Raw genomic sequence first — 13,360 nt, forward strand, 5'->3', positions numbered from 1 at the left:
GACAGTATTCGGGTGCCGCGCTAACCACCGGAAAACGCGCGATATTCGCGCGTAACGGATGGGCTGGGCTGCTTGATGGGTACGATCGATCCAACCGCGCGGGTTGAGGATGGCGCTGTGATCGGCGAGGGGACGACAATCGGTCCCTATTGCATTATCGGCCGGAACGTCGTGATCGGCGAAAGCTGCAATCTGATCGCGCATGTGCATGTGATGGGTCATACTTCCATCGGCGCTGATTGCACGATCTCGCCTTTCGCGGTGCTCGGAGGGGCGCCGCAAGACCTGAGCTATCGCGGCGAGCCGACGCGGCTCGAAATCGGCTCCGGCTGCACCATTCGCGAAGGCGTGACCATGAATGTCGGCACCGTGAAAGGCGGCGGGCTGACTCGTGTCGGTGATGGCGGCTACTTCATGAACAACAGCCACGTCGGTCACGACTGCATGGTCGGCAATAACGTGATCTTTGCGACCTCGGCGACGCTGGGCGGTCACTGCGAGATCGGCGATTTCGTCTATATCGGCGGGCTCTCCGCCGTGCACCAGCTAACCCGGATCGGGCCGCAGGTGATGGTCGGCGGCGTCTGCGGCGTGCGCGGAGATATCATTCCATTCGGCCTCGCCAACGGTCAGTACGCTGCTCTCGAAGGGTTGAACATCATCGGTATGAAGCGCCGCAAGTTCACCAAGGAGCGGCTGGCGAAAGTGCGCGCGTTCTATCAAAGCCTGTTTCACGGCCCCGGCATCTTTGCCGAGCGGCTGAATTCAGTGCAGCCGCTCGCTGCAGAGGATCCGGCGATCGCCGAAATCCTCGCCTTCATCGCGCAAGGCAAGCATCGTGCGCTCTGTCTTCCGGCCGATAGCGGCAACAAGCATTGATGACGGGATCGCCGCAGCCATGATTTCCGCGGCTTCTGACATTTCATCACCGGTCGGCGTCATCGCAGGCGGCGGCGCCATGCCGTTCGCGGTGGCGGATTCGCTTAGCCAGCGCGGGATCGCGCCGGTGCTGTTCGCGCTGCGCGGCGCCTGCGATCCGGCGCGCGTCGAGCGCTTCCGCCATCACTGGATCTCGGTCGGGCAACTCGGCCGCGCCACAAAACTGTTCCGCAGCGAGGGCTGCCGCGACCTGATCTTCATCGGCACGCTGCTGCGCCCGGCGCTGTCGGAAATCCGGCTGGACTGGGGAACGATCCGCGTGCTCGGCCGCGTCTGGGCGGCGTTTCGCGGCGGCGACGATCATCTGCTGTCGGGGATCGGCCGCATCCTCGAACAGGACGGTTTTCGGATGGTCGGCATCCGGGATGTCGCCCCCGATATTCTGATGCCGGAGGGAAACATCGCCCGCGCCGCGCCCGATGCCGTTGCCGCCGCTGACATCGCCAAGGGGCGGGAGGTGCTCGGCGCGCTCGGGCCCTTCGACATCGGCCAGGCCGTGGTCGTGATCGACGGGCACGTGGTGGCGGTCGAGGACATCGAGGGCACTGACGGGCTGTTGGTTCGCGTGGCGCGGCTGCGTGAGGCCGGGCGCATTCGCGCCAAATCCGGCCGCGGCGTGCTGGTGAAGGCGCCCAAGAGCGGCCAGGATTTGCGCTTCGACCTGCCGGCCGTGGGCGCGAGGACCATCGAGGGCGCAGCCAAGGCCGGGCTCGCCGGCATCGCCGTGATCGCCGGCCATACGATTGCCGCGGACTCGCAAGCCATGATCGAGGCCGCTGATAGCGCCGGCCTGTTCATCCAGGGCTTATCAGCGTGACGCCGTCTCGCACCACCGCCGGGATGGAGCGGAGGATATTTCTGATCGCGACGGAAGAGTCCGGTGATCGCCTCGGCGCCAATTTGATGAAAGTGCTGCGCCAGCGCCTTGGCGACGGGGTGCAGTTCGAAGGCGTCGGCGGCCGTGCGATGGCGCGCGAAGGCCTGGAGTCGCTGTTTCCGATCGAAGAGCTCTCGATCATCGGGCTTGCCGCCGTCGTCAAAGACCTGCCGAAGATCCTGGGCCTGATCAAGGAAACGGCCATCGCGGTGACGGAAGCGGCGCCGGATATTCTCGTCATCATCGACAGTCCGGACTTCACCCATCGCGTCGCCAAACGCGTTCGCGCCAAGGACCCCAGCATTCCGATCGTCGATTATGTGTCGCCCTCGGTCTGGGCGTGGCGGCCCAGGCGGGCGCGCGCAATGGTGAAATATGTCGATCATGTGCTGGCGCTGCTGCCGTTCGAACCCGAGGCCTATCGCAGGCTGCACGGGCCGCCCTGCAGCTATGTCGGCCATCCCCTGACCGAGCAGCTGACTCAGCTGCGCCCGAACGTGGATGAAGCCGCGCGGCGGACGGAATCGCCGCCGGTTCTGCTGGTGCTGCCGGGAAGCCGGCGCAGCGAAATCCGCCACCACATGGCAGTGTTCGGTCAGGCGGTCGCCCGGCTGCAGGAGCAGGGCGTGACGTTCGAACTGGTGCTGCCGACCATGCCGCATCTGCAGGAGGCGGTCGTGGACGCGGTGAAGGGCTGGCCGGTGCAGCCCCAGGTCGTGATCGGCGAGCAGGAGAAGCGGGCCAAGTTCCGGATCGCGCATGCGGCGCTGGCCAAATCCGGCACGGTGACGCTGGAGCTGGCACTGGCCGGGGTGCCGATGGTGACGGCCTACCGGACCGGCACAATGGAGGCCTGGATCCTGCGCCGCGCCATCAAGGTGAACTCGGTGATCCTGGCCAATCTCGTGATCGGCGAGAACGTCATTCCCGAATTTCTGCAGGAAGACTGCACCCCGGAAAAACTCGCAGCCGCGCTGCGCGAGGTGTTGAGCGATTCTGAGTCACGACGAAAGCAACTCGAGGCCTTCGCCAAGATCGACGGGATCATGTCGACCGGCCACCAGCCACCCAGCGCCCGCGCCGCCGATATCGTGCTGGCGACGATGTGGCAGGCGCGGCGGGGGTAGGTTTCGGTAGTTTCGTAGGGTGGGCAAAGCGAAGCGTGCCCACCATCTCTCCTCAAGCGGTATCCGCCATGGTGGGCACGCGGAGCCTGTCATCGGGCGCGCATTCGCGCGACCCGTTGGCTTTGCCCATCCTACAAGAAAAAAGCCGGACGCGACGATCGCGTCCGGCTTTCCGAATTGTCCTATAAGCGACCAGCGCTTACTTCCGCTTCGCCATATCGACGTAATCGCGGCGGCCGACGCCGGTGTAGAGCTGGCGCGGACGGCCGATCTTCTGCTGCGGGTCCTCGATCATCTCGCTCCACTGGCTGATCCAGCCGACGGTGCGGGCGACCGCGAACAGCACGGTGAACATCGAGGTCGGGAAGCCCATCGCCTTCAGCGTGATGCCCGAATAGAAGTCGACGTTCGGATAGAGCTTGCGGTCGATGAAGTACTGGTCGGAGAGCGCGATCTTTTCCAATTCCAGCGCGACCTTCAGCATCGGATCGTCGCCATGGCCGGTCTCGGCCAGCACGGCGTGACACATCTTCTGCATGATCTTGGCGCGCGGATCGTAGTTCTTGTAGACGCGGTGGCCGAAGCCCATCAGGCGGACTTCGCTGTTCTTGTCCTTCACCTTGGCGATGAATTCCGGGATGTTGTCGACCGAACCGATCTCGGCGAGCATCGCGAGCGCGGCTTCATTGGCGCCGCCATGCGCCGGACCCCACAGGCAGGCGATGCCGGCGGCGATGCAGGCGAACGGGTTGGCGCCGGAGGAGCCGGCGATACGCACCGTCGAGGTCGAGGCATTCTGCTCGTGGTCGGCGTGCAGAATGAAGATCTTGTCGAGCGCGTCAGCCAGCACCGGATTGATCTTGTATTCCTCGCACGGCACCGCGAAGCACATGTGCAGGAAGTTCTCGGCAAAGGAGAGCGAGTTCTTCGGGTACATGAAGGGCTGGCCGATGGTGTATTTGAAGGCCATCGCGGCCAGCGTCGGCACCTTCGCGATCATCCGCATCGACGCGATCATGCGCTGCTTCGGATCGTTGATGTCGGTGCTATCGTGATAGAACGCGGCCAGCGCGCCGACGGCAGCAACCATGATCGCCATCGGATGGGCGTCGCGGCGGAAACCCTGGAAGAAGCGGGCCATCTGCTCGTGAACCATGGTGTGATGGATCACGCGGCTGTCGAAATCCTGCTTCTGGGCCGGCGTCGGAAGCTCCCCGTAAAGCAGCAAGTAGCAGGTCTCGAGGAAGTCGCCCTTCTCGGCGAGTTGCTCGATCGGGTAGCCGCGGTATTCGAGAATGCCGGCGTCGCCGTCGATATAGGTGATCTTCGACTGGCAGCTTCCGGTGGAGGTAAACCCGGGGTCGTAGGTGAACATCCCGGCCTGGGCGTAGAGCTTGGCGATGTCGATGACATCAGGCCCCACCGTGCCGCTGAGGATCGGGAAATCGTAGGTCTTGTTGCCTACCGTGAGCGTTGCAGTCTTGTTGCTGGATTTTGCGTCCATCGTGAATCCCCGATGAAATCGTTACGAAAAACCGCGCCGACCCTTGTGCCATTTCGCGGCAGCAGCAAGGGAAGCCGGATTGTCTAGAAGCGGCGCCAAAGGCGTAGCTTATTGCCCTGTGCACTGCAAGATGGCCGCGGACCCCCATATGGTAGGGGCTCTATAGCGTTTTCGAGCGAAGTGGATCCCGGTTCGCGTAGAGAAAACGCGTCAAAACCTAATGCTAGAGCCCGGGGCTCTAGCTGGCCGCCTGATCGGCGAGGCGGGCGAGGCATTCCTCCCGCCCCAGCACCGCCAAAACATCGAAAATTCCCGGTGAAGTCGTGCGTCCGGTCAACGCCACCCGGAGTGGCTGAGCGACGGCACCGAGCTTGAGGTTGTTCTGCTCTGCGAAATTCCGCATGGCGGCTTCGGTGGTTTCGGCGCGCCAGTCGGTGACGGTCTCGAGCGCGGTCCGGAGCTGGCCGATCAGGATGCGGGTCTCCGGCGTCAGCATGGCGGCGGCCTTCGGCTCGATCTCAAGCGGACGGTCGGCGAAGATGAAGTAGGCGCCCGAGATCAGCTCGATCAGCGTCTTGGCGCGCTCCTTCAGGCTCGGCATCGCCCGCAACAATTGCGCGCGGGTGGTGTCGTTGAGTTTTGCCTTCAGCTCGGCGCCCTCGGGGACGTAATCCAGCACGCTCTCGAACTGGGACACCAGTTCGCGGTCGTCGGCCTGGCGGATGTAGTGGCCGTTGAGGTTCTCAAGTTTCGCGAAATCGAACCGCGCCGCGGAGCGCCCGATCGCCGGCAGGTCGAAGGCGTCGATCATTTCCTGCGTCGAGAAGATTTCCTGGTCGCCATGGCTCCAGCCGAGCCGGACCAGGTAATTGCGCAGCGCCGCCGGTAGATATCCCATGGCGCGGTACGCCTCGACCCCGAGCGCGCCATGACGCTTCGACAGTTTTGCGCCGTCCGGCCCGTGGATCAGCGGGATGTGGGACATGTTCGGGATGTCCCAGCCGAGCGCGTCGTAGATCTGCTTCTGCCGCGCGGCGTTGATCAGATGGTCGTCGCCGCGGATGACGTGGGTGACACCCATGTCATGGTCGTCGACCACGACAGCCAGCATGTAGGTCGGGTTGCCGTCGCCACGCAGCAGCACGAGATCGTCGAGGTTCTCGTTCTGCCAGACCACGCGGCCCTGAACCTGGTCCTCGATCACGGTCTCGCCGGTCTGCGGGGCCTTGAGGCGGATGGTCGGCTTCATGCCTTCAGGCGCCTCTGCCGGATCGCGGTCCCGCCACAGTCCGTCATAGAGGCGGGTGCGGCCCTCGGCGCGCGCCTTCTCGCGCATCGCCGTCAGTTCCTCCGCGGTGGCGTAGCAGCGGTAAGCCTTGCCGCTGGCCAGCAATTGCTCGGCGGCCTCGCGGTGGCGGGCGACGCGGCTGAACTGGTAGATGACCTCGCCGTCCCAATCGAGCTCGAGCCACTTCAAGCCGTCGAGAATGGCTGCAATCGCAGGCTCGGTCGAGCGCTCGCGATCGGTATCCTCGATCCGCAGCAGCATCTTGCCGCCGGTCTTCCTGGCGTAAAGCCAGTTGAACAGCGCGGTGCGGGCGCCCCCGATGTGGAGGAAGCCGGTGGGCGAGGGGGCAAAGCGTGTGACGACGGGATCAGTCATTTACCGGGCGGGCTGAGGGGTGAATTGGCGGTGGTGTATAGCAGGAACATTGCATAACTAAAGCCTGGCCATTGGCAAAGTAGGCTTGGCTCACAAGGGCGAATTTGGCAGAAGGTTCGCCAATCCCTAACAGGAACCCAGGATGACCACAGAACCGGTAGCGGCAGAGGCGGGGCGCGATTTCATCCGCGACATCGTGCAGGCCGATCTCTCCTCCAAAAAACACAGCCGGATCGTGACCCGATTTCCGCCGGAGCCGAACGGCTACCTGCACATCGGCCATGCCAAGTCGATTGCCCTTAATTTCGGCATCGCGCAGGAGTTTGCCGGAAAGTGCCATCTGCGCTTCGACGACACCAACCCGACCAAGGAAGAGCAGGAATATATCGATTCCATCCAGGCCGACGTGCACTGGCTCGGCTATGACTGGGGAACCGATCTCTATTACGCCTCCGACTATTTCGAGCGCCTGTACGACTGGGCGGAAGGCCTGATCAAGGCCGGCCACGCCTATGTCGACGACCAGTCGCAGGAGGAAATCCGCGTCAACCGCGGCACGCTGACGGAACCCGGCAAGAACTCGCCGTTCCGCGACCGCACGGTGGAAGAAAACCTCGACCTCTTCAGGCGCATGAAGGCGGGTGAATTCCCGAACGGCACCCGCGTGCTGCGCGCCAGGATCGACATGGCCGCCGGCAACATCAACCTGCGCGACCCCGTGCTGTATCGAATCCTGCACGCCGAGCATCCGCGCACCGGCACCAAATGGTCGATCTATCCGAGCTACGACTATGCCCACGGCCAGTCGGACGCGATCGAAGGCATCACGCACTCGATCTGCACGCTGGAATTCGAGGACCACCGGCCGCTCTATGAATGGCTGCTCGACAAGCTGCCGGTGCCCTCAAAACCGCGGCAGTACGAATTCGCCCGGCTGAGCCTGACCTATACGCTGCTGTCGAAGCGCGTGCTGACGCAGCTCGTGCGTGACGGTCACGTTTTGGGATGGGACGATCCGCGCATGCCGACCATTGCCGGGTTGAAGCGGCGCGGCGTGCCGCCGGCGGCGGTGCGCGAATTCGTCAAGCGCATCGGGGTGGCCAAAGCCAACAGCGTGGTCGATGTCGGCATGCTGGAATTCTGCATTCGCGAGCACCTGAACAAGACTGCGCAGCGGCGGATGGCGGTGCTGCGGCCCTTGAAGGTCGTGATCGAGAATTATCCGGAAGGCCAGGTCGAGGAGCTGGAGGCCGTCAACCATCCCGACGATCCCGCCGCCGGCACGCGAAAGATTTCATTCGGCCGCGAGCTCTATATCGAGCGCGACGATTTCATGGAGAACCCGCCGAAGAAGTTCTTCCGCCTGTCGCCGGGAAATGAAGTGCGGCTGCGCTACGCCTATTTCGTCAAATGCACCGGCGTCATCAAGAACGATGCAGGCGAAGTCGTCGAACTCCGCTGCACCTACGATCCCGCCACCAAGGGCGGCAACGCGCCTGATGGACGCAAGGTCAAGGCCACCATGCACTGGCTGTCGGCCGCGCAGTCGGTGCCGGCGGAAATCCGCGTCTACAATCAGCTGTTCGCGAACCCGAGCCCGAACGCCGCGAATTTCGCCGCCGACCTCAATCCGGAGTCGCTGGAAGTATTGCCCGACGCGCGCATCGAACCTTCGGTGGCCGCTGATAATTCGGGCGAGGTGATGCAGTTCGAACGGCAGGGCTATTTCGTGCGCGACAAGGATTCGATGCCCGGCAAGCCCGTGTTCAACCGCACCATCGGCCTGCGCGATACGTTTGCGAAGGAAGTCGGCGGGAAGGGGTAGGCCATCGGTGCAAAGCGCAGCCGACAACGCGGTGTCCGCCATCATCGAGAAATGGTCGGCGGGATTCCGTAAGCTCGACGCGAACGCGCTGGCTGCGCTCTATTCGCGAAACGCGTTCTTTTACGGATCGAACCCCACGCTCTACCGCGGCAACGAAGGCGTTGCGGCCTATTTCAATGCGCTTCCACGCTGGCGCGCACCGATGGTGCAGTTCACGGATGTGAGGACCGCACAGGTCAGTCCCGATCTGATCAATTTTGCCGGTACCGCCAATTTCGATCTCGGCGAAGAGGCCCCGCCGCTGACGGTGAAAATCACCTGGGTGATCGTCCGCGAAGACGGCGAATGGAAGATCGTCAGCCATCACGTTTCGTCGAAGACGCCGCTGATCGAGCCGTAGGCCGGTTGCGTGTCAGGACACGGTCCCTGCGTCATCCCGTTCTAGATGTCGTAATACAAATGAAACTCGTAAGGATGAGGACGCAGCCGGATCGGATCGATCTCTTTCTTGCGCTTGTAGTCGAGCCAGGTCTCGATCACGTCGCCGGTGAACACATCGCCGCGGAGCAGGAAAGCGTGATCGCGTTCGAGCGCGTCAAGCGCCTGATCCAGCGATCCGGGTGTCGACTTCACGTCCTTCGCCTCGGCGGGCGGCAGGTCATAAAGGTTCTTGTCGATCGGGCTGCCCGGATCGATCCGGCTGTTGATGCCGTCAAGGCCGGCCATCAGCATCGCGGCAAAGGCCAGATAGGGATTGCAGGAGGGATCCGGTGAGCGAAACTCAACCCGCTTTGCCCGCGGGTTCGGCGAATACATCGGAATCCGGCAGCAGGCTGAGCGGTTGCGCTGGGAATAGACCAGATTGATCGGAGCTTCGTAGCCCGGCACCAGGCGCCGATAGGAGTTCGTGGTGGGCGCGCAAAGCCCGCACAACGCCCAGGCGTGGGTCAACAGGCCGCCGATGTAGTAGCGGCCGAGCTGGCTCAACTCGGCATAGTCGCCCTTGTCGTAGAACAGATTGGTCTCGCCCTTCCACAGGGACTGGTGAACGTGCATCCCCGAGGCATTGTCCTCGAACAGCGGCTTCGGCATGAACGTTGCGGTCATGCCGTGCTCGCGGGCGGTGTTCTTCACCACGTATTTGTAGATCATCAGATTGTCCGCCATGCGGGTGAGCGTAGTGAAGCGCATGTCGATCTCGTTCTGGCCGCCGGTCGCGACTTCATGGTGATGGGCTTCGATCTGTATGCCCAGCTGTTGCATCGTCAGCACCATTTCGGTGCGGAGAGCCTGCATGCTGTCGGTCGGGGGAACCGGAAAGTATCCCTCCTTCGGGCGCGGCTTGTGGCCCAGATTCGGCTCTTCCTCTTTGCCGCTATTCCAACTGCCTTCGCTGGAATCGATTTCGTGGAAGGCGAAATTGATACCCTGCCCGTAGCGCACGTCGTCGAACACGAAGAACTCCGCCTCAGGGCCGAAGTAGCTCGTATCGGCAAGGCCGCTGCCCTTCAGGTAAGTTTCGGCCTTCTGGGCGATGTAACGGGCGTCACGGCTATAGGGTTGACCGGTCACGGGGTCCCTGATGTTGCAGATCAGGACCAGGGTCGATGCAGGGGAATACGGGTCGAGGAAGGCTGTGGTCGGGTCGGGCACGACCAGCATGTCGCTTTCCTGAATTTCCTGGAAGCCGCGGATGGATGAGCCGTCGAATCCAATGCCTTCGCTGAGAGCATCGATATCAGCTGCACCCGGCGGGACGGAAAAATGCTGCCACACGCCAGGCAAGTCGGTGAAGCGCAGATCGATCATCTGCACCTCCTCTTCCCTGATCGCCTTCACGAGATCTTCGGCTGTTGCACACTTCGGAAACATGGCTTCACTCCTGTTATGGAGAGCCGCATCTTGGAGGTCGTGCTGCCATTCAGCCGCAGCGAAGCGGCTTGTGACTGGCTCACGTTCTGCGTTGCCGGCGGCTTCAGCTTTGGTGCGGTCCGCGCATGAGCTTCATGGCGTCTTCGATATGCCGCCAGGTTCTGGCCAGTTCGAGCTCGCCTTTTGCTTCGAGTTCGATGGCGTTCTGGGCAGCTTCGGCAATGGCCTTGGCGCCATGTGCTTCCAGCAATTGCCGCGCATAGTCGTGGATTTCGATTTCTCGCATGGCGTCATCCTCCGCTCGTTCCGCGCGCAACCGTGAATTCCAGTCGGGCCGAGAGCTGTAGACGTTGACACCTAGTCAAGCGCACCCAGTGTGCATCCTGCTGCGGCGCAATTGCAAGAGCGCTTTCCAGGGCGGTGGGCTGCCGGGATTGGATGGTGGCGCCGGCGCCTAGCAGCCCCGGCAAATGCTGCGCAGGGATTTGGCGAGCAGGGCATCCTCCTGCGACACCGGCTCATACGGCTTTTGCTGCGCCTGCTTGGCCTCGTCGGTTTTCTGCCGGGCGGTCCGTTCAGCATCCTGGCGCTTATAGCATGCCTCGCGCTCGGACCTCGGCTCGATGAAACGGCATTGTTCAGCCGCTGCAGCCGTGGTCGCCGAGGCGATAATCATGAGGGCGGATGAAAGGCAGGCGGCAAGCTTCATGCAGCGACTATAGTGCGAGCCGCAGCGCATTTCTTCAGGCTTCTGCCTGAACACGCAAAGCGCATGGAAGCTTTTAACGCAGGTCAATCAACGGCGGCGGAGTGCTCCCGGTGACATCAGATGCATCACCGGAGACGCGCCAGGCTGCTATTCCGAAGCATGCCGTGAGCGTGAGAGCCATCACGAGCAAAAGCATGCAAGAAAACTGGCTCACGTCGTGCTCCGCAACCGGCCTGAATTTCAGAGAACGAGCACGCTTTGCCGAGTCGGAAAATGCAGTTGGGCTGACCTAACGGTGGTTTTCCACGCGATTGAAGTATCTTTTGGTGGAAAATCAGTCGGGAGAGGTCCCGTGGGTGTCGCGGCCCATTTCCTCAGGTTTCTGCATCCGTTCCGCTAGCGGCCGCAATACACCGTCCGGTAGTCTTGTGATCTCCACGGGATCGTAAGGTGTAGACCGGGGTGGCGGAGCAGGGCGACATTTCGGGCCGGAAGCGGGGCTATGCCGGGACCTGGCCGCCGCGCGCGGCGGCGCCTATCGGCGGCCTCCTGCCGTCGCGTCCCGCTTTCTGGCCGCCGCTTATCGAAACCCTGCGCGTATGGGCTCGCGCCGAGGCTGGCGCCGGCCGCCTGCTGCCCTGGGTGCCCGTCGCGTTCGGCACCGGCATCGCCTTTTACTTCGCCGCCGACCATGAGCCGGTGCTCTCAGTCGCCGCCGTCGTGGCCATCGCGCTATGTGCGGTCGCGGTTGTGTTGCGGCGGCAAAAATTCTTTCCCATAGCTGTCATGATCGCAGCGGTCGCGGCGGGCTTTGCGATCGCGACGTGGAAGACGGCGCGGGTCGCGCATGGCGTGCTGGCGCGGCCGATGTTTTCGGTGTCGCTGACGGGCTTTGTCGAAACCCGCGACATCCGCGAACGCACCGACCGTTTTGTCCTGCGCGTCGTCACCATGGAGAGCGCGCGCGGGACGACCAGGCTCGAACGCGTACGGCTGTCGGTGAAGAAGGGCACGGCGCCCGCGGTCGGCAGCTTTGTCGAGTTGAAGGCGCGGCTGTTGCCGCCGCTCACGCCGGTGCGGCCGGGCAGCTACGATTTCAGCCGCGACATGTTCTTCGCCGGCATCGGTGCCTCCGGCTTCGTGATGGGCGCGATCAAGACCGCGGAGGCGCCCGCCACCGGCGGTGGGCTGCGCCTGCGCTACTCGGCGTTGATGCAGGGCCTGCGCGACACGATCGACGCGCGGATCAGGACGACGCTGGAGGGCGACAAGCGCGCGATCGCCACCGCGCTGTTGACCGGGCGGCGCGACGCGATCTCGCCACCGGTGAACGACGCGATGTTCATCTCAGGCCTCGGCCACGTGCTTTCGATCTCCGGCTATCACATGGCCGTCGTCGCCGGCGTCGTGTTCTTCGCGGTGCGGGCGCTGCTGGCGCTGTTTCCCGTGCTCACGGTCGGCTACGCCATCAAGAAATGGTCGGCGGTGGCGGCGCTTGCAGCCGCTGCGTTCTATCTGCTGCTGTCGGGGGCGGAAGTGGCGACGCAGCGCTCCTTCTTCATGACGGCCGTGGTGCTGATCGCGGTCATGGTCGATCGCCGGGCGATCACGTTTCGCACGCTCGCGGTCGCGGCCCTGATCGTGCTGACGGTGGCACCGGAAGCACTGGTGCATCCGAGTTTTCAAATGTCTTTTGCCGCCACGCTGGGCCTGGTGGCGTTGGTGCAGATCGGCATGCCGCGCCTGTTCGCGGCGCCGGACAACACCGCAACCGCGCGCGCGGCGCTGTGGGGCGGTCGCGAACTCACGATGTTGTTGCTGGCCTCATTGGTGGCGGGGTTCGCGACCATGCCCTATGCGGCCTTTCACTTCCACCGCGTCACGCCCTATGGCGTGCTGGCCAATCTCGCGGCAATGCCGGTCGTCTCCGCGGTCGTGATGCCGGCGGGCCTGCTCGGGCTCGTCGCGATGCCGTTCGGCTTCGACCGGCTGTTCTGGGCGATCATGGGCGTCGGCATCGACTGGATGATCGCGGTGACCCAATGGGTCGCGGCGTTGCCCGGCGCGGTCGGCCGGGTGCCGGCGTTCGGCATCGGCCCGCTGATTGCGGCCAGCCTCGGCATCATTCTGCTCGGCCTGCTGCGCACGCCGCTGCGCTGGTCGGGCGCGGCGCTGGTGCTATCGGCGGCGCTGTGGGCGGCGAGGGTGCCGCAGCCGGATATTCTGGTCTCCGCCGACGGCCGCAATGTCGGCGTCCGCGGCCAGGATGGAAGGCTGCATCTGATGCATGCGGTGAAGGGCTCCCGGGATGCCTTCCTGCTGAAGGAGTGGCTGGCGGCGGATGCGGACGCGCGCACAGCGGCCGATGCATCGCTCACCGCAGGTGTTTCATGCGACGACCTTGGCTGCGTGATGCAATCCGCCGCCGGCGGCCTGGTCGCGCAGGCGCACAAGCCCGAGGCGCTGGCGGACGATTGCGAACGCGCGGCGCTCATTGTGACGCTGCGGCAGGTGCCCGCTTCATGCGCGGCTTCGGTCATCGATGCCGACCGGCTGCGGCGGCAGGGCGCGATGGCGTTGCGGCGAGGCCGTGAGGGATTTGTCGTCGAGGCGGCAAAACCCAGGGGGATCGATCGCCCGTGGTCGCCGGCCATCGCCGACGAGAGCGAGGCAGACGCCACCGTGCTTGCGCCACGCGTCGTGCCGCGCGCGGTCGACGCCACGCCGGCCGAGGCCGACCTTCAGGCGGAGGAGTAGAGCTCCAGCGAAAGCCTGCCCCGGACTTGATCCGGGGAGGAGACCGGTTCGCGTCAAGAAAACGCGTCAAATCAAAAAATCTAGCCC

General features: G+C 63.8%; 11 protein-coding genes. 6 read left to right on the forward strand and 5 right to left on the reverse strand.

Features of this window, described 5'->3' with window-relative positions:
• The first annotated feature begins 75 nt into the window (after window positions 1-75).
• The 3 genes from lpxA to lpxB are packed head-to-tail and all read left to right on the forward strand — an operon-like array spanning window position 76 to window position 2,943.
• Window positions 76-879 (forward strand): acyl-ACP--UDP-N-acetylglucosamine O-acyltransferase, encoded by an 804-nt coding sequence (gene lpxA, locus V1294_RS20150; protein ID WP_334481088.1) that lies wholly within the window; start codon window positions 76-78, stop codon window positions 877-879.
• Between the two features lie 19 nt (window positions 880-898).
• The gene (locus V1294_RS20155) at window positions 899-1,756 is read left to right on the forward strand and encodes an LpxI family protein (protein WP_334499572.1); all 858 of its coding nucleotides are present in this window, start codon (window positions 899-901) and stop codon (window positions 1,754-1,756) included.
• 23 nt (window positions 1,757-1,779) lie between these two features.
• Complete coding sequence (lpxB, locus tag V1294_RS20160) at window positions 1,780-2,943, forward strand: lipid-A-disaccharide synthase (RefSeq protein WP_334504734.1); 1,164 nt, start codon at window positions 1,780-1,782, stop codon at window positions 2,941-2,943.
• 199 nt (window positions 2,944-3,142) lie between these two features.
• On the opposite strand, the gene gltA is transcribed toward lpxB, so the two are convergent.
• Together gltA and gltX are read right to left on the reverse strand one after the other, a co-directional pair.
• Complete coding sequence (gene gltA / locus V1294_RS20165) at window positions 3,143-4,447, reverse strand: citrate synthase (RefSeq protein ID WP_334499574.1); 1,305 nt, start codon at window positions 4,445-4,447, stop codon at window positions 3,143-3,145.
• 238 nt (window positions 4,448-4,685) lie between these two features.
• Window positions 4,686-6,110: a glutamate--tRNA ligase gene (gene gltX / locus V1294_RS20170; protein WP_334499576.1), complete on the reverse strand. Its 1,425-nt coding sequence runs from the start codon at window positions 6,108-6,110 to the stop codon at window positions 4,686-4,688.
• Window positions 6,111-6,252: 142 nt separating this feature from the next.
• Here gltX and V1294_RS20175 point away from each other — a divergent pair, with 142 nt between their 5' ends.
• Together V1294_RS20175 and V1294_RS20180 are read left to right on the forward strand one after the other, a co-directional pair.
• Window positions 6,253-7,935, forward strand: coding sequence for a glutamine--tRNA ligase/YqeY domain fusion protein (locus V1294_RS20175; protein ID WP_334499579.1), 1,683 nt, complete (start codon window positions 6,253-6,255; stop codon window positions 7,933-7,935).
• 7 nt (window positions 7,936-7,942) lie between these two features.
• Window positions 7,943-8,335 carry a YybH family protein gene (locus tag V1294_RS20180; RefSeq protein WP_334499582.1) on the forward strand — a complete coding sequence of 131 codons (393 nt, stop codon included), beginning with the start codon at window positions 7,943-7,945 and terminating at the stop codon, window positions 8,333-8,335.
• A 41-nt stretch (window positions 8,336-8,376) separates the two neighbouring features.
• On the opposite strand, the gene glnA is transcribed toward V1294_RS20180, so the two are convergent.
• From glnA to V1294_RS20195, 3 genes are all read right to left on the reverse strand, one after another.
• Window positions 8,377-9,807, reverse strand: coding sequence for a type I glutamate--ammonia ligase (gene glnA / locus V1294_RS20185; RefSeq protein WP_334481081.1), 1,431 nt, complete (start codon window positions 9,805-9,807; stop codon window positions 8,377-8,379).
• A gap of 103 nt (window positions 9,808-9,910) precedes the next feature.
• Entirely contained in the window at window positions 9,911-10,093 is a 183-nt protein-coding gene (locus V1294_RS20190; RefSeq protein ID WP_190241850.1) for a hypothetical protein, read from the reverse strand.
• Between the two features lie 168 nt (window positions 10,094-10,261).
• Window positions 10,262-10,516 (reverse strand): hypothetical protein, encoded by a 255-nt coding sequence (locus V1294_RS20195; protein ID WP_334499584.1) that lies wholly within the window; start codon window positions 10,514-10,516, stop codon window positions 10,262-10,264.
• A 462-nt stretch (window positions 10,517-10,978) separates the two neighbouring features.
• Between V1294_RS20195 and V1294_RS20200 the strand changes: the two genes are divergently transcribed.
• A complete protein-coding gene (locus tag V1294_RS20200) occupies window positions 10,979-13,273 on the forward strand; it encodes a ComEC/Rec2 family competence protein (RefSeq protein ID WP_334499586.1) in 2,295 nt (764 codons plus the stop codon).
• Window positions 13,274-13,360: the final 87 nt, after the last annotated feature.

It is taken from the genome of Bradyrhizobium sp. AZCC 1678 (assembly GCF_036924765.1).
Classification (GTDB): domain Bacteria; phylum Pseudomonadota; class Alphaproteobacteria; order Rhizobiales; family Xanthobacteraceae; genus Bradyrhizobium; species Bradyrhizobium algeriense.